This window comes from Brevundimonas sp. (genome assembly GCF_044336875.1).
Taxonomy (GTDB): domain Bacteria; phylum Pseudomonadota; class Alphaproteobacteria; order Caulobacterales; family Caulobacteraceae; genus Brevundimonas.
Window position 1 is genome coordinate 20576 of the sequence record NZ_JBIIOP010000014.1, and the last position, 15501, is coordinate 36076.

The 15501-nt window shown below is 69.4% G+C and carries 15 protein-coding genes; 4 read left to right on the top strand and 11 right to left on the bottom strand.

The genetic code is table 11. The annotated features are described in order from the left end of the window. Positions 1-97: 97 nt before the first annotated feature. The 4 genes from pdeM to ACIQ1T_RS14465 are packed head-to-tail and all read right to left on the bottom strand — an operon-like array spanning position 98 to position 3988. Positions 98-850 carry a ligase-associated DNA damage response endonuclease PdeM gene (gene pdeM / locus ACIQ1T_RS14450; protein WP_395945245.1) on the bottom strand — a complete coding sequence of 251 codons (753 nt, stop codon included), beginning with the start codon at positions 848-850 and terminating at the stop codon, positions 98-100. Then, positions 847-3324, bottom strand: coding sequence for a ligase-associated DNA damage response DEXH box helicase (locus ACIQ1T_RS14455; RefSeq protein ID WP_395945246.1), 2478 nt, complete (start codon positions 3322-3324; stop codon positions 847-849). The genes pdeM and ACIQ1T_RS14455 overlap by 4 nt, the downstream gene beginning before the upstream one ends. Beyond that, positions 3321-3737, bottom strand: coding sequence for a type II toxin-antitoxin system VapC family toxin (locus ACIQ1T_RS14460; protein ID WP_395945247.1), 417 nt, complete (start codon positions 3735-3737; stop codon positions 3321-3323). The genes ACIQ1T_RS14455 and ACIQ1T_RS14460 overlap by 4 nt, the downstream gene beginning before the upstream one ends. Continuing rightward, positions 3737-3988 (bottom strand): type II toxin-antitoxin system Phd/YefM family antitoxin, encoded by a 252-nt coding sequence (locus ACIQ1T_RS14465; protein WP_395945248.1) that lies wholly within the window; start codon positions 3986-3988, stop codon positions 3737-3739. The genes ACIQ1T_RS14460 and ACIQ1T_RS14465 overlap by 1 nt, the downstream gene beginning before the upstream one ends. Positions 3989-4094: 106 nt before the next feature. Here ACIQ1T_RS14465 and ACIQ1T_RS14470 point away from each other — a divergent pair, with 106 nt between their 5' ends. After that, positions 4095-6938, top strand: coding sequence for an ATP-dependent DNA helicase (locus tag ACIQ1T_RS14470; protein WP_395945249.1), 2844 nt, complete (start codon positions 4095-4097; stop codon positions 6936-6938). 140 nt (positions 6939-7078) lie between these two features. On the opposite strand, the gene ACIQ1T_RS14475 is transcribed toward ACIQ1T_RS14470, so the two are convergent. Further along, positions 7079-7513 carry a VOC family protein gene (locus ACIQ1T_RS14475; RefSeq protein WP_395945250.1) on the bottom strand — a complete coding sequence of 145 codons (435 nt, stop codon included), beginning with the start codon at positions 7511-7513 and terminating at the stop codon, positions 7079-7081. 91 nt (positions 7514-7604) lie between these two features. Here ACIQ1T_RS14475 and ACIQ1T_RS14480 point away from each other — a divergent pair, with 91 nt between their 5' ends. Genes ACIQ1T_RS14480 through hisC form a run of 3 tightly spaced genes read left to right on the top strand, consistent with a single transcriptional unit; the run spans position 7605 to position 10446 of the window. Continuing rightward, complete coding sequence (locus tag ACIQ1T_RS14480; RefSeq protein WP_395945251.1) at positions 7605-8657, top strand: DUF2125 domain-containing protein; 1053 nt, start codon at positions 7605-7607, stop codon at positions 8655-8657. Further along, a complete protein-coding gene (locus ACIQ1T_RS14485) occupies positions 8657-9343 on the top strand; it encodes a hypothetical protein (protein WP_395945252.1) in 687 nt (228 codons plus the stop codon). Before ACIQ1T_RS14480 ends, ACIQ1T_RS14485 begins: the two co-directional genes overlap by 1 nt. Positions 9344-9357: 14 nt before the next feature. Next, positions 9358-10446: a histidinol-phosphate transaminase gene (gene hisC / locus ACIQ1T_RS14490; RefSeq protein ID WP_395945253.1), complete on the top strand. Its 1089-nt coding sequence runs from the start codon at positions 9358-9360 to the stop codon at positions 10444-10446. On the opposite strand, the gene ACIQ1T_RS14495 is transcribed toward hisC, so the two are convergent. The 6 genes from ACIQ1T_RS14495 to ACIQ1T_RS14520 all read right to left on the bottom strand — a co-directional run bounded on the left by ACIQ1T_RS14495 (position 10443) and on the right by ACIQ1T_RS14520 (position 15485). Next, a complete protein-coding gene (locus tag ACIQ1T_RS14495) occupies positions 10443-11537 on the bottom strand; it encodes an acyltransferase family protein (protein WP_395945254.1) in 1095 nt (364 codons plus the stop codon). The genes hisC and ACIQ1T_RS14495 overlap by 4 nt on opposite strands. A gap of 126 nt (positions 11538-11663) precedes the next feature. Beyond that, the gene (locus ACIQ1T_RS14500) at positions 11664-12443 is read right to left on the bottom strand and encodes a MipA/OmpV family protein (protein ID WP_395945255.1); all 780 of its coding nucleotides are present in this window, start codon (positions 12441-12443) and stop codon (positions 11664-11666) included. Between the two features lie 35 nt (positions 12444-12478). Beyond that, positions 12479-13216 carry a lysophospholipid acyltransferase family protein gene (locus ACIQ1T_RS14505; protein WP_395945256.1) on the bottom strand — a complete coding sequence of 246 codons (738 nt, stop codon included), beginning with the start codon at positions 13214-13216 and terminating at the stop codon, positions 12479-12481. Continuing rightward, entirely contained in the window at positions 13217-13843 is a 627-nt protein-coding gene (locus ACIQ1T_RS14510; protein WP_395945257.1) for a YdcF family protein, read from the bottom strand. Continuing rightward, positions 13840-14769: a cell division protein FtsX gene (locus ACIQ1T_RS14515; protein WP_395945258.1), complete on the bottom strand. Its 930-nt coding sequence runs from the start codon at positions 14767-14769 to the stop codon at positions 13840-13842. The genes ACIQ1T_RS14510 and ACIQ1T_RS14515 overlap by 4 nt, the downstream gene beginning before the upstream one ends. Beyond that, the gene (locus tag ACIQ1T_RS14520) at positions 14766-15485 is read right to left on the bottom strand and encodes a cell division ATP-binding protein FtsE (protein WP_395945259.1); all 720 of its coding nucleotides are present in this window, start codon (positions 15483-15485) and stop codon (positions 14766-14768) included. Before ACIQ1T_RS14520 ends, ACIQ1T_RS14515 begins: the two co-directional genes overlap by 4 nt. Between the last annotated feature and the right edge of the window lie 16 nt (positions 15486-15501).

Sequence of the window (15501 nt, forward strand, 5' to 3'; positions counted from 1 at the left end):
GCTTGATATGACGCCATCCTGCCTGTTCGCCCCAAAGATGCCGTGAAGCGACATGCTGAACAGTTTACGAACGGCCCCGACGCTCACGGACCTGGCGTCAGGGCAGGCGGTCCCAGGCGATGGCGTGGACCTTGTCCCGGCCGAGGGCCGCGATCAGGGGCTCGGCGGCGAACAGGTCGGTGATTGCGGGGTCGCGGACGCTGAGACCGCCGGTGAAGGCGCCGAAGGCCGGAAGGATCAGGCGCGACCCGTCGGTGATGAAACAGGGACGTCGCACGCCGCGGCCATAGGCGACGACGCGGGCGGCGGGGTGCAGGTGGCCCGCCACCTCGCCGTGGCGGTCGTCGTCGGGCGTCCGGGCTTCGGGTTCGTGGGTCAGACGCAGGCCGCCCAGGGTCATGTCCCCGACGACGCCGCCGGGCAGGCGTGCGGCGCCCTGGGCGTCGTGGGTCAGGGCCTTGCGGTCGTGATTGCCCTCCAGCCACAGCCAGTCCCGGCCCGCGGCCAGACGGTCCAGTCGCGCCCGGTCGTCGTCGGCCATTCGGGCGATGGCCCTGGTGTCGTGAAAACTGTCGCCCAGCAGCACGACCCGGGCCGGATCCAGATCCATGATCTCCGCCTCCAGCCGATCCAGGGTGGCGCGGCTGTCATAGGGCGGCAGAAGCTGGCCGCGCGCGGCGAAGGCCGAGCCCTTTTCCAGGTGCAGGTCGGCGGCGACCAGGGCGCGGAAGGCCGGAAGCCACAGGGCGCCGGAACAGCGCAGGACGCAGGCCTCGCCGGCGATGCGCACGCTGAGCGATCCGCAGGCGCGGCGCGCGGGCGACAGGGTCTGGCGCAGGGCGGCGTTCACGCCTCGTCGTCCATCACTTCGGCGATCAGGGCCTCGGCGCTTTCGTCCAGGATCATCTCGGCGGCGTCCCCGCCGACGCGCTCGCGGCCGATCTGGACGAGGACCGGCACACAGAAGGGGGAGGGACGTTCCAGCGGGACGTGGCGGATCCGCCCTTCGATCCGGGCCAACATCTGGCCCAGCCGCGCTACGTCGAGCAGGCCCGAGGCGGCGTCCGCGCGAGCGGTCTTGAGCAGCAGATGGTCGGGCTGGTGGCGGCGGAGCACGTCGTAGATCAGATCGGTGGAGAAGGTCACCTGCCGGCCGGTCTTCTCGGCGCCGGGCTGGCGGCGTTCGATCAAGCCCGAGATCAGGGCGCAATTGCGGAAGGACCGCTTCATCATGAAGCTTTCCTCCAGCCAGGCCTCCAGATCGTCGCCCAGAATGTCGGGCTGGAACAGGGCGTCCAGATCGATCCCGCCCATCGGCTTGATCGCCCAGATGGCCAGAGAATAGTCGGTGACGACGAAGCCCAGCGGGCCGACGCCCAGCCGGTCCAGCCGTCGGGTCAGCAACATGCACAGGGTGGTGTGGGCCAGGGTTCCTTCGAACGGATAGGCGACCATGAAATGGCGATTGCCGCGCGGAAAGGTCTCCACCAGCATGGATTCCGCATCGGGAATGACCGATCGCGCCGCCTGTAGCTCCAGCCATTCCTGCACATCGGGCGGCAGGACGCGCCAGTGGTCGCGATCCTGGATCATGGTCCGCACCCGGTCGGCCAGAGAGGTGGACAGGGGGAATTTCGACCCGCCCCAGGACGGGATCTTGGGTTCCTTGTTACTGGCGTGGGTGACCAGGGCGTCAGTCCCCGTTATGCCCTGAAAGGCCCAGACCTGACCGGCGAACAGGAAGGTGTCGCCGGGGGTCAGCTGTTCGAAATACCATTCCTCGGCCTCGCCGATCTTGCGACCGGCGATCCAGGCGCGGGTTCCGCCCCCGCCGCGGCGTGAGCCGACGCGGACGTTCAGGGTTCCGGCCGAGACGATGGCGCCGACGTTCATCCGGTGCCGCTGGACCAGATCCTGGTTTCGCACCTTCCATCGCCCGTTCTGTGTACGGACGATCCGCGCGAACCGGTCATAGGTGCGCAGGGCGTATCCGCCGGTGGCGACGAAATCGACCACCTCCTCGAACTGCTCGTATGTCAGGTCGCGATAGGGACCGCAGCCGATGACCTCCTCATGCAGCTCGCCCACATCGAAGCTCTCGGAACAGGCCACGCCCATGACGTGCTGGGCCAGGGCGTCGAGGGCGCCGATATGGACGGGCTCCCAGTCGAAGGCGTTGTCGGCCACCGCCTCGCGCGCCGCCTGGCATTCCAGCATCTCGAACCGGCTGGCGGGCACCAGCAGGGCGCGCGACGGCTCGTCCAGTCGGTGGTTGGCGCGGCCGATGCGTTGCACCAGCCGGCTGGAGCCCTTGGGCGCGGCCATCTGGATGACCAGGTCGACGTCGCCCCAGTCGATGCCGAGATCGAGCGTCGAGGTGCAGACCACGGCCCGCAGGTCTCCGCGCGCCATGGCCGCCTCGATCTTGCGTCGCTGTTCCGCCGCCAGCGAGCCGTGGTGCAGGCCGATCGGTAGATTGTCGTCGTTGATCGACCACAACTGCTGGAAGACGAACTCCGCCTGCCAGCGGGTGTTGACGAAGATCAGAGCCAGACCGGCGCGCTGGATGGCGGCATAGACCTCGGGGATGGCGTGCTGGCCGGTATGGCCGGCCCAGGGGACCCGGCCCTCGGAGATCAGAACGTCGATGACGGCGGGCGCGCCGGGATCGCCGCGGACGAGCGTCACATCGCCCACATGAGGCGTGGGGCTCAGCCATTCCCGGATCAGGTCCGGATCCTCGATCGTGGCGCTGAGGCCCACGCGCCGCATCTGCGGAGCGAAGCTCTGCAGCCGACCTAGTCCGAGCGACAGAAGATCGCCGCGCTTGCCGCTCCAGATGGCGTGGACCTCGTCCAGAATCACGCATTTCAGATCGGCGAAATAGGCCCGCGCGCCCTCCCAGGCGCAGAACAGGGCCAGCTGTTCGGGCGTGGTCAGCAGGATGTCGGGCGGGAAGTCGCGCTGGCGCTGGCGCTTGGATTGTTTGGTGTCGCCGGTGCGGGTCTCGACGTGGATGTTCAGCCCGATCTCGCGGATCGGGGTCGCCAGATTGCGCTCGACGTCGGTGGTCAGGGCCTTCAGCGGCGACAGATACAGGGTGTGCACACCCGATCCCGGGCCGATCGCAGGCTTGGGGCCCCGTTCGGCCAGGTCGATCAGGCTGGGCAGGAAACCGGCCAAAGTCTTGCCGCCGCCGGTCGGAGCGACCAGCAGGGCGTGCGCTCCCGCCTGTCCGGCTGCGACCATCTCCAGCTGATGCCGCCGGGGCGACCAGCCGCGCCCGGCGAACCAGTCGGCGAAGAGCGGGGGAAGATCCGTCATTCGCTCCACGGCGACAGCAGCCGACAGCCGCTGTGTTCGAAATGGCGCGTGTTGCGTGTGATGATTGTAAGTCCGTGGACGTGGGCCGTGGCCGCGATCAATTCGTCCGTCATTTCAGAAGTGCGGCCGGCGGCGCGATGGGACTCAGCCATGGACGCCCAGCGTTCGGTCACATCCAGATCGACGGGCAGAATACGCTGATCGTAACGGAGGATCAGGTCGCTGAGCCAGAAGTCGAGATCGTCACGTCGACGGCCGGGCTCCAGCCGGACGATCCCTCGTCTTAACTCACCCACGGTGATCACGCTGAGATGCAGATCCGACAGAAGTTGGTCGGCGAGCCAACGTATCAGGCCCGGATCTGGACGTGCGCGTTTCGGCTCGCTGATTGCATTGGTGTCCAGCAGGAACATCAGAAGGGGTCGATTTCCCGCGCCGGCCTGCGATCCCGTTCCAGATCGACGCCCTCCAGTGATGGCCCGTTGAGCAGCCAGTCCTTGAAGTCGCGGGACGCACGAGGATCCTTCAATCGTCGGAAGTCCTCGGCGGATACAACGACCGCAGCCGCTTCGCCGTGCAACGAAATTTCCTGCGGGCCTTCTGTGCGGGATCGGCGGATGACTTCCGATAGATTGTCTTTCGCCTTGGCGACGCTCCAGTTCAAGGCGGTCTCCTGAATGGCTATGCTTTATAGCTATACATCTTAGCGTGCAGGGGCGCAATGAGATGTTCCCGTTCCGTTTCGCCGCTCGGCTCGCTATGTTGACGTCGTGTCCGACGAATCCGTCATCGCTGAAACCGTTCCGGCCGGCGCCGTCTTTGCGCCGGTCCTGCCGCCGGCCCTGGCCACGCCGCCGGGGGCGGGGGCGGTGTCCGACGACGCCGGCGCGAGGAAGATCGGACGGGGGGCGGCCGAGGGCTTCTTCTCCACCGGGCCGGTGCTGGTCGCCCACGCCTCGCTGACGGCGCGGCGGCTGGGGCTGACGCCGCCGGGGCGGACCGGCGACCTGATGGATGTACTGGAACTCTACGCCTTCGTGCGGCCGGCGCGGTTCTGCGCCCCGTCGGCGACGGGTCTGGCCCTGGCCCTGGGACAGGCGGAGCCGAAATCGCCGGAGGAACAGGCTGCCGCCCTGCGCGAGGCCGCCGTCCGGCTGCTCAACGAACTTGCGGCGCCGGCCTATCCGGAGCGCGAGACGGCCTATGGTCTGGCCCTGACGCTGCAGCGGGCCGGCTGGGCCTGGGGCGAGGTCGTGGTCCAGGCCCTGGAGGCGGGCGGGATCCGTCAGCGCCAGCATCGCAGCGCCGGTCTGGACGTCTGGTCGCGCCTGACGGAGTGGGAGGACGAGGCCCCGCGCGGCGAGGCCGGTTCGGCCCCCGTCGACAGCGAGAGCGCCCGCATCCGGCTGGAGAAACTGCTGCAGGCCTCGGGCCTGGACGAGACCCGGCCGACTCAGTCGGACTACGCCGCCGAGGCCGCCTTCGCCTTTTCGCCGAGGAACGAGGAGGGGCGGCCCCGCGTCCTGCTGGCCGAGGCGGGGACCGGGACGGGCAAGACCCTGGGCTATCTGGCGCCCGCCTCCCTGTGGGCCGAGCGGAACCAAGGGGCGGCCTGGATCTCGACCTATACCCGCGCCCTGCAGCGCCAGATCGACCGCGAGAGCCACGCCCTGTGGCCCGATCCTGCCGAGCGGAAAAAGAAGGCGGTGATCCGCAAGGGGCGCGAGAACTATCTGTGCGTCCTCAACCTGCAGGACATGGTTCAGGCGGCGCAACTGGGCAATGGCGACCTGATCGGTCTGGCCCTGGCCGGGCGCTGGGCCCTGCATACGCGCGATGGTGACATGACCGGGGGCGATTTCCCCGGCTGGCTGCCCGGCCTGTTCGCCGTGGCGCCTTCGCATCAGGCGGGGGCGGCGAACCTGGTCGACCGGCGGGGCGAATGCGTCCACGCCGCCTGTCCCCACTACCGCACCTGTTTCGTCGAGAAGACCATCCGCGCCAGCCGCAAGGCCGACATCGTCGTGGCCAACCACGCCCTGGTCCTGACCCAGGCCGCCTTCGACGGCGCCCGGTCGGCGCGGGGCCAGAAACAGGACGGCGAAACGGCGGCGCTGAAGCGGATCGTCTTCGACGAGGGCCACCACCTGTTCGACGCCGCCGACAGCGCCTTTTCCGCCTGTCTGTCAGGCCAGGAAGCAGCCGAGCTGCGCCGCTGGATCCGGGGGCCGGAGGGCAAGGGCCGGCGCGGTCGCGGGCTGGAACAGCGGCTGGGCGACATGGTCGGCGACAACCAGGCCGCGCTGAAATCGCTTCAGGACGCCATCCGCGCCTCCGCCGCCCTGCCGGGCGAAGGCGTCTCCGGCCGGGTCGCCCCGGCCTCGGGCGAGGTCAATCCGATCGGGCCGATCGAGGCCTTCCTCGCCGCCGCCCTGAACCAGTTGCGCGCCCGAACCGCCGAGAACAGTTCCTATGGCGGGCCCGAGTTCGGCATGGAGTGCGCCCTGAAGCCGGTGACCGATCCGGTGGCGGAAACGGCCCGCGCGGCGGCTCAGGCTCTGGCGGCCATCGAAGCGCCCCTGCTGGCCCTGTCGCGCCATCTGGAGGACATCCTCGACGACGAGGCGGCGGAACTGGACGGATCGCAGCGGTCGCGAATCGAGGGAGCGCTGCGCGGTCTGGATCGGCGCGCGCGGATGACCCTGCCGGGCTGGCGCTCGATGCTGGCGGCGCTGGAGGACGGGGGCGACCAGCCGGATCCCGACTTCGTCGACTGGCTGTCGGCCGAGACCGCCTTCGGTCGTATTCATGATGTGGCGCTGCGCCGCCATTGGATCGATCCGACCGTACCGCTGGAGGCCGCGGTCATCGTGCCGGCCCATGGAGTGCTGGTGACCTCGGCGACCCTGTCCGATCCCTTGCAGGACGACCCGTTCGATCTGGCGCGCCTGCGCACCGGCTCGGCGCGTCTGATCGAGCCGCCCCGGACCCTGAAGGTCGAGAGCCCCTTCGACTACGCCGCCAACAGCCGGGTCATCGTCGTCAACGACCTGGTCAAGGACGACCCGCGCCAGACCGCGGCGGCGATGCGCGAACTGTTCCTGGCGGCCGGCGGCGGGGGGCTGGGCCTGTTCACCGCCATCCGCAGGCTGAAATCGGTCTATGAGCGGCTGGGGCCGGACCTGGCGAAGTCGGGCGTGCCCCTTTACGCCCAGCATGTCGATCCGCTCGAGGTCGGGGCGCTGGTCGACATGTTCCGGGTCGAGGAGAACTCGTGCCTGCTGGGCACCGACGCCGTGCGCGACGGGGTCGACGTGCCGGGCCGATCGCTGCGCGTCCTCGCCTTCGACCGCGTGCCCTGGCCGCGCCCTGACCTGTTGCACAAGGCGCGACGGGAGCGGTTGGGGGGCAAGGGCTATGACGACGCCATCGCCCGCGCCCGCATCGCCCAGGCCTTCGGCCGCCTGATCCGGCGTGGTGACGACAAGGGGGTCTTCCTGATGTTGGACGCCGCCACCCCGACCCGCCTGTTCGCCAGCCTGCCGCCGGGAACCGAGGTCCAGCGCATGGGGCTGGCCGATGCCGTGGAGACGGTGCGCGAGTTTCTGGGGTAGGAGCACAGACCTTCCCTCGCTTGCGGGGAAAACGTCAGCTCGTCGAGCGAAGCGAGACGCCTGACGATGGGGGAGTTTCACCACCCTGGTCCGGCTGCGTCGGACGCCGCGCCACCTTCCCCGCAAGCGGGGGCCTTGATTCAGCTCTCGAAACTGATCTCGATCCGGTCGGCCGACCGGGCCGCCGGGCCGTGGAAGACAGCCTCGATATTGTTGCCGTCGGGGTCCAGCAGGAAGGCGGCGTAATAGCCGGGATGGTAGGGGCGTTCGCCCGGCCCGCCGTTGTCGGTGCCGCCCGCCGCCAGTCCGGCTGAGTGAAAGGCCTCGACCATGGCGCGGTCCCTGGCCTGAAACGCCAGATGGTGCCGACCGGTCAGGGCGCCCAGGGCCGCCTCGCTGTCGGGAGAGGAGACGAACAGTTCGTCGGCCCAGAAGAAGGTCTCGGCCTCGCCGCCGATCGGCACCTGCAGAGCCCCCAGGACGGCGTCGTAGAAGCGGCGGCTGGCCCGCAGGTCGCGTACAACCAATTGCAGATGGTCGATCAGCCGGCCGCGATACAAGGTCTGGGCGTCCATGGAATCCTCCGGGTCTTGCGGCTGAACGTCGGTGTCGCGGAGGCGTTCCTGACAGTAGCGAGCGCGGCTGCGCATCGTCTAAGGAGAGCGAATGACCGATGTTCCGACCAAGCGACACAGCCGTGTGGGCCTGTACGCCCCCTTCGTCATCGTGCTGATCGCCCTGGCCGGCTGGACAGGCTGGTGGCTCTATCTGACGCGCCAGATCGACCGGGGGCTGGAGGCCCAGGCCGTGACGATGCGGCAGGACGGCTGGGACGTGCGTTACGCCGACAAACGGATCGTCGGCTGGCCCTTCCGCGCCAATGTGAAACTGACCCATGTCACGATCGCCGCCCCGTCGGGGCACGCCATCGCCGCGCCGGAACTGAACGCCGAGGCCAACGCCTATCAGCCGACCAAATGGGTCATCGTCGCGCCCGACGGCCTGACCATCACCCGCGCCGGCAAGGGCAAGGTGGCGGTCAACGGCGACGCCATCCGGATGAGCGCCAGCGGCATCGACCAGCGCTGGCCCACTCTGTCGCTGGAACTGGTCAATCCGATCTTCACCGCCCACCCAGACGGCGAACCCTTCCCCATCGCCCGCGCCGCCCGGATCGAGGTCTACAGCCGGCCGCATCTGGTGGGCTCGACCGTCGCCACTGACGACATCGACGTGATGTTCCGCCTGGTCGACGGCCAGGGCCGCGCCAACGGGCCGGTCGAGGGCTTCGCCCAGGACGGCAAGCTGACGACCCAGTTGGAGGCCACCATCGGCCAGGCCAGCCTGTTGAAGGGCGGCGACGCGGCCGGGGTCTTTTCGATGTGGACGAAGGGCGGCGGGACCTTCCGCAATCTGCGCGGCGATCTGCAGGCCGGGGACAGCCGCGCGACCCTGAGCAGCGACGTGCTTCAGGCCGACGCAGCCGGGCGGCTGACCGGCCAGGTGGCGTTGCAGTCACAGAAGCCTCTGCCGGCCCTGTCCGGCCTTCTGGAGACCCGCCAGGGTCCGGTGAACCGGATCGGCGCAGCGGGGGCCGCCGCAGCGGCGGGCGCCGCCGATGCGGCCGGACGCGAGGACTTGGCCCTGACCCTGATCTTCCGTGACGGCCGCACCTGGCTTGGGCCCTTCCCGCTGGCGCCGGCGCCGAAACTGTTCTGATGTCGCTGTTGCAGGAGGCCCGGGACGACGCGGTTGTGACGGCTCTGGATCGGGCGGTGGTCGAGGCGGTGCGGGCGCGGATCGCCGCCGGGTCGCGGGGCAGGGTCGACGCCTCGGTCCTCGCCCTGCGCGGTCTGATGGCGGATCTTGCGCCCGCCGAAGCCGCCGTGCTGAAGGCGGTGTGGGGGCGGGTCGATGCGACGACCGGGCCGTCCCTGCTGGCCAGCGGCGGCCTGGCCCAGATTCTGGCCGCCGACCGCTACGGCCTGGTCGTACGGCCCCAGCCCGCCGAGGAGGCGCTGAAGGCGGTGGAGGACGGCGCGCGCGCCCTGATCGACCTGTCTTCGAACCGTCCCTGGTGGGGCAGGCTGCTGGCCCGGCCGGAGCTGAGGATTGTCGCAGCCCTGCCGGACGACCGCCTCGCCCGCCCCCAGGCCTTCCTCGTGTCGAAGGAAGCCTCCGGCCCCACGGGCGACGACCGCAGCTTCTGGGTCACCGACAGCGGCTGGTCCGACGCCAGGATCGTCGAGGCCCTGGCCGGCGCAGGCCTGGTCGCCGACGCCCTGGCGGCGGCGGGCGGCTTGAAGCTGTTCGTGCTGACGGGCTATGTGCAGGCCGAGGACGGGCGGCTGAACAGCGCGCCCGGCCGCCTGAACGGCGTCATCGGCGCCGCCCCCCTCTTCTGAGATCAAGGTTTCCTATGACCGACCTGCCGACCCCCAAGCCCGGCATCCTCGACATCGCCCCCTATGTCGGCGGCAAGTCGTCTATCGCCGGCGTCGCCGAGCCGATGAAACTCTCCTCGAACGAGAACATGCTGGGGGCCGGGGAGAAGGCCCGTGCGGCCTATGAGGCGGCGGTCCGCAACATCCACATCTATCCCGACGGCCGCGCGACCAAGCTGCGCGAGGCGGCGGCGCAGAAGCACGGGCTGGAGCCCGAGCGGCTGATCTTCGGCAATGGCTCGGACGAGGTCTTCGCCCTGCTGAACCAGACCTATCTGACGGCCGGCGACAATATCGTCTGCGGCCAGTACGGCTTCCTGGCCTATCGGATCAGCGCCCTGGGCTGCGAGGCCCAGGTCAAGCTGGCGCCCGAGCCGAATTTCAAGGCCGAGGTCGACGCCCTGCTGGCCCAGGTCGATGAGCGGACGAAGATCGTCTATGTCTCCAACCCGTCAAACCCGACGGGCAGCTACAACACCGGCGACGAAATCCGCCGCCTGCACGCCGCCCTGCCCAGCCACATCATCCTGGTGATCGACGAGGCCTATGCCGAATATGTCGTGGAGGCGGACTGGGAGACCGCCTTCCCGCTGGCCAGGGACGCGTCGAACATCGTGGTGACCCGCACCTTCTCCAAGATCCACGGCCTGGGGGGATTACGCATCGGCTTCGGCTATGCGCCGCTGGCGGTGGTCGAGGCGATGGACCGGATCCGCCTGCCGTTCAACGTCTCGGTTCCCGGACTGGAGGCGGCGACGGCGGCCTTGGGCGACGAGGCGCACCAGCTGGCGTCGCGCGACCTGATCACGGCCTGGAAGCCGCGTCTGACCCAGGCCCTGCGCGGCTTCGGTTTCGAGGTCCTGCCTAGCGCCGGCAACTTCGTCCTGGTGCTGTTCGACGGCGCCGAACGGGCCGCCGCCGCCAGCGACTATCTGAACGCCAAGGGGATCATCGTCCGGGGCGTCGGCGGCTATGGCCTGCCGCAGGGGCTGCGGATCACCATCGGCACGGAAGACCAGAACCGCGCCGTGATGGACGCGCTGAGCGAGTTTGCGGCCAGCTAGGGCGTGATTGGCTGGACGCCCAGCGAGCCGGCGGGCCGCACCCGCTTCGACCAGCGCCGCAGCGTCCGGTCCAGCGGACGGTCGATCAGCCAGTAGATGAACAGGCCGCCGGCTACGCCGGCGACAGCCGCCGCCGCCATTCCCGGCACAAGGAATTCGGGGGGCAGCAGTTTGCGCACCGCCACGGTCACTGCGGCGACGGCGAACAGGTGGAACAGGTAGATGGCGTAGCTGGCGTCGCCCGCGACGGTGGCCCAGCTCGGCATGCGCGCCTCCAGAGGACGGGTCCCGAAGGCCAGCAGGCCGACGATGGCCACGCAGGTCGCGATGATCCAGACCTGTATCATCGGATTGGTGTCGTTCCGGTCATAGGTCGCCAGGATCACGGTCAGCACCCCCACGACGAAGGTCACAAGCGTCAGCATCGCCTGACGCGACAGCACGACCGGCCTGCCCTGGGTGGCCACCGCCAGCCATACGCCGGCGACGAAGGCGAGGGAATCGATCCGGGTGTAGAAGATCGCGGCCGCCGAATGGAATTCCATCGTCAGGCCGGCGATGATCAGGACGCCGAAGATCAGGGACAGACCGATCGCGCGCTTCAGGGCGGTCAGGCCCGACAGCAGGGCGAAGAGCACGTAGAAGAACATCTCGTAGTTCAACGTCCAGCCGAGCTTCATCACGGGGTTAATGTCGCCTGACGGCGCATGGGCCGGCACGAACAGCAAAGACAGCACCAGGTGCTTTAGGTCGAAGGTGGTCTGTTTGAACGCCCAGGGCGCGATCAGGACACCCGCCACCGTAACGGCGGTGGCGATATAATAGAGCGGAACGATCCTCAGCAGTCGCCGCCGCATGAAGTCGAGCGGCGAGAAGCTGCCCTGGCTGGTCGTCACCACCATGATGTAGCCGCTGATGACGAAGAACAGGGCGACGCCGACACGTCCAACAAGATGGCTTGCCCCTGGTGCGGAGGCGGAGGGATGGGAAATCGCGTGGGCGACGGCCACGGCAATCGCCGCGAGGGCGCGCCCCCACTGAATGCCCATCACCCGCGACGCGGGATGGGCCTGGCCTTGCAGCATGGACATGTCTCTTCCCCGAAGCACGACGGATGCACCAGCCGCCGTACTCATCTCCCAAGCCGTTCAGTCGGCTCCCTGTGTGTCATCCTGACACACGCCTCTGTTTCACGCAAAGAGGGGGCCGGGAATGACTCAGTCCGCGCTGGAGAAGCGGATCACGCCGATCACGCCGGCGCGCCAGATCCCCTCGTCGTCGACCAGGGGGCTGTCCCTGGTGTCGCCCAGGCGCTGTTCGTAGTTGACGAAGCCGCCGAGGCCGAACCGCTTGCCGACCGGAATGGCCAGGAAGGCTACGGCGCCGGCGCCTGAGAGACCGCCCGAGGCCTCATAGGGCTGGTAGCCGCTGCCCGGGGCCTGTTCGGCGGTGATCCCGTAATAGCGTTGCAGCCGCTCGTCGCTGCCGCCGGTCACATAGCCGCTGACGCGCAGCAGACCGACCGGGGTGACGCGCTGATGGCCGACAGAGGCGTAATACTGGGTTCCGGCGTCGTCGCCCGATACGTCCTGGGCGATGCGGCCGCCGACCACGATTCCGCCGAACCGCTTGTAGGCGTAAAGGGCCGCGTCAGCGCCCAGGTCCGGCCGCTCCAGGCTGGAGCCCTCGATGTCGCCTGCGGCGAAGCGGGGCCGGATCTGCACCCCGGCGCGGAAGTCGTCGGTCTTGAAGGCGTTCCAGCCCAGGCCGTCCAGGCCGTTGGCGTAGACCACGTCCTTGTAGTTGGCCGAACCCCAGGCGGTGAAGTTGACGTCGTCGCCCGTATTGCCCGTGGCGCTGAAGCCGTGGGTCACGCCGCCGCCGAGCTCCACGCGCCAGGTCTTGGGCGCCTCGACCTCCTCATACGGCTGCGACTGGGCCAGGGCGGATCCGGCCACGGCGGCGAAGGCGACGGAGAGGAGGAAGGGGCGAAGCATCGGGCGTTTCCATGATTGCGCCCGAGCGGGGGAACTCAGGCTGGATCAGAATGCACAAGCTGGGCCTTTGGCTCCAGCAGGGCGGCAGAAGCCGTCTCGATGCGGCTTTCGAGCAACGCCATCATGGCTCCGCGCTTCAGTTGGGCGGGGATCGGCTCCAGGAATTCGAACACGACCGTCCCCGGATAGCGGCGGAAGCCGTGGGCCGGCCAGTGGACGCCGGAGTTGGTGGCGACGGGCCAGCAGGGGCCTTCCAGGTCGCGATAGATGGCGGCCACCCCAGGCTTGTAGTCGCCGGGCACGCCCGGATCATTGCGGGTGCCCTCGGGGAAGATGACGATCTGGCGGCCTTCGGACAGGCGGTCGCGGGCCTGGCGGGTCATGTCTTTCAGCGCCTTGGCGTGGCCGGCGCGGTCGACGGCGATCATCTTGGCCTTCCAGGCGAACCAGCCGAAGAAGGGCAGGGGCATCAGCTCCTTCTTCATCACGAAACAGGCGTCGGGCAGGACGGCCAGCAGGGCCACGATGTCCAGCATCCCCTGGTGTTTTGAGGCGATCAGGGCGGCGCCCGACGGGGCATGTTCCAGACCGCGCACCTCGACCTTGACCCCGGCGATCCAGCGCAGGCCGAACAGGACGATCCGCGCCCACAGCTTGCAGACGCCCTGGGCGTAGCGGTGCGGCGCCAGCAGGATGGGCGACAGACCGACGGCGACGAGCGGCATCGACAGATAGAGCCAGGCGGAGAAGAGCAGGGAACGCAGGGTGTTCACTTAGGCGGGAGCCTTTTCGGCGGGGGTTTCGGAGGCGGGCGTGTCGTCGCTAAGACGACGGACGCCCTCGCGGCCCAGGGCGGCGAGATATTTCATATACTCCAAAGTCATCCGTCGCGCCGTCACCGTCGCGCGCCACCAGTGGCGATTGTCCAGCGACGGGGTCGAGACGGCGTAGGGCGTCAGCCTGGCGCCCGGCAACTGGCCCCGGATCTCCACCAGCGAGCGCGGCATATGATAGTCGGAGGTGACGACGATCAGGTCGTCATAGCCCTTGGCCCGCGCCCAGGCGGCGATCTCCTGGGCGTTGCCGACCGTGTCCTCGGCCTCGAAGCCCAGGTCGACGCAGCAGTTGAACAGGCGGCTGGATCCCGGCGTCAGCTCGCGCAGTTCGCGGCGGCGGACCTCGCGGTTGACGCCCGAGATCAGGACTCGCTGGCCCTTGCCCTGTTCCAGCAGGCGAATGGCGGCGTTGACCCGTTCGGACGAGGGGCCGGTCAGGGCCACGATGGCGTCGGCCTGGGCGGGGTCGTCGGCGGGCGTCAGCTCGCGCACCCGGTGTGCGAAGGCGAACAGGCCGACCAGCCAGATCAGGGCGACGATGCCGATGACGACGAGCAGCCTCATCCCTTCCCCCGATCCGAACCCAGCACCTGCATGGCGGCGAATCTGGCCGCGAGAAGCGCTACCGTAGCCGCCAGCAGCGGACATGGCGAGAGCAGCAGCAGGTCGCCCCAGGTGATCGGCAGGGCCTCGGTCAGGCCGCCCGATCCGCCCAGGAAGCGCAGGAAGGCCAGCATCAGACCCGCCAGCCCCGCCCCTATGGCTCCGGCGCCGGCGGCGATCAGGGCGAAGCGGCGCTGGAACAGCCAGGCGATCCGGCCGTCGGTCGCGCCGTTCAGGCTCAGGGTCTCGATCACCCCGCGCCCGGCGGCGAGGCCGGCCCGGGTGGCGTAGGCGATGGCGGCGGCGGCGGCGAAGGCGACAGCCAGGAAGGCGGCGACGGCCAGGGTGGTGATCAGGGCGGCCGAGCGTTCGACCTCGCCCCGCCACAGGCTGTGGTCGTCGACGGTGGCGTCCAGCCCGGCCTCGGCCAGGGCGCGGCTCAGGGTTACGGCGCTGGCGGGGGCGTCGGGCGTCAGGCGCACGGTGACCAGATGGGGCAGGGGCAGGTCGGGCAGGACCGCGTCGCCCAGCCAGGGACGCACCAGATCCTCGGCCGCCTTGCGGTCCAGGGCGGCGGCTTCCTCCACCCCGTCGACGCCGGACAGGGTCTCGGCCGCGCGGGCGGCGGCGGTGTCGCCGGTCTCGCCGACGCGGGGGCGGACCTGGACCGTGGCCTCGGATCCCAGCTGGCGCGCCCAGCCGTGGGCGGCGCGGTCGGCCGCCGAGGCGGCGACGGCGGCGAGACAGGCCAGGAAGCAGAGCACGGCGATGACGGTCATCAACCAGGGCTCGCCGGCGGCGGCGGGCGGCAGCAGGCCGGGGCGGCGTTCCGGCAGGAGCGACGGAATCCTGAAGGCGGGCAGGCGAACGGCAGGGAGGCGGATCATGCGGCGGCTCGCCGGGCTTCGCTCAGCCGTCCCTTGTCCAGCCGCAGCACCCGCGCGCCCGAGCGTTCGGCCAGGGCCTGGTCGTGGCTGGCGATCAGGACGGTGGCCCCCAGTCGGTTCAGCGACTGGAACAGGCGCAGCAACTTCTCGGCCATGATGTTGTCGACGCTGCCGGTCGGTTCGTCGGCGACGATCAGGCCGGGGCGGGTGATGACGGCCCGTGCGATGGCCAGCCGCTGTTTCTCGCCGCCGGACAGGGCCGGGGGGCGGGCGTCCATCCGGTCGCCCAGCCCGACCCATTTCAGCATCTCTTCCACGTCGGCGGCGTAGTCGGCCTCGCGCTGATGCGCCAGACGCAGCGGCAGGGCGGCGTTGTCGAAGGCCGACAGATGGTCCAGCAGACGGAAGTCCTGGAACACCACCCCCATGCGGCGGCGGAAGGCGGGGATGTCGCGGCGGTCGATTTCGGACACCTCGGCTCCGAACAGGCGGATGGTTCCCTTCGTCGGCCGGTCGGTCAGGGTCAGAAGCCGCAGAAGAGAAGACTTTCCGGCGCCGGACGGGCCGGTAAGGAAGTGGAAAGAGCCGCGCGGCAGAATGAGGTTAATGTCACGCAGCACGTCAGGCGCGTCCGCATAGCCGAAACCCACGCCCGACAGGCGGGCGGTCTCGGTCACGGGGGCGGAATCGGCGGCGCTGGGTGGCGAGGACGGCATTCGAGTTTGTTTCAGG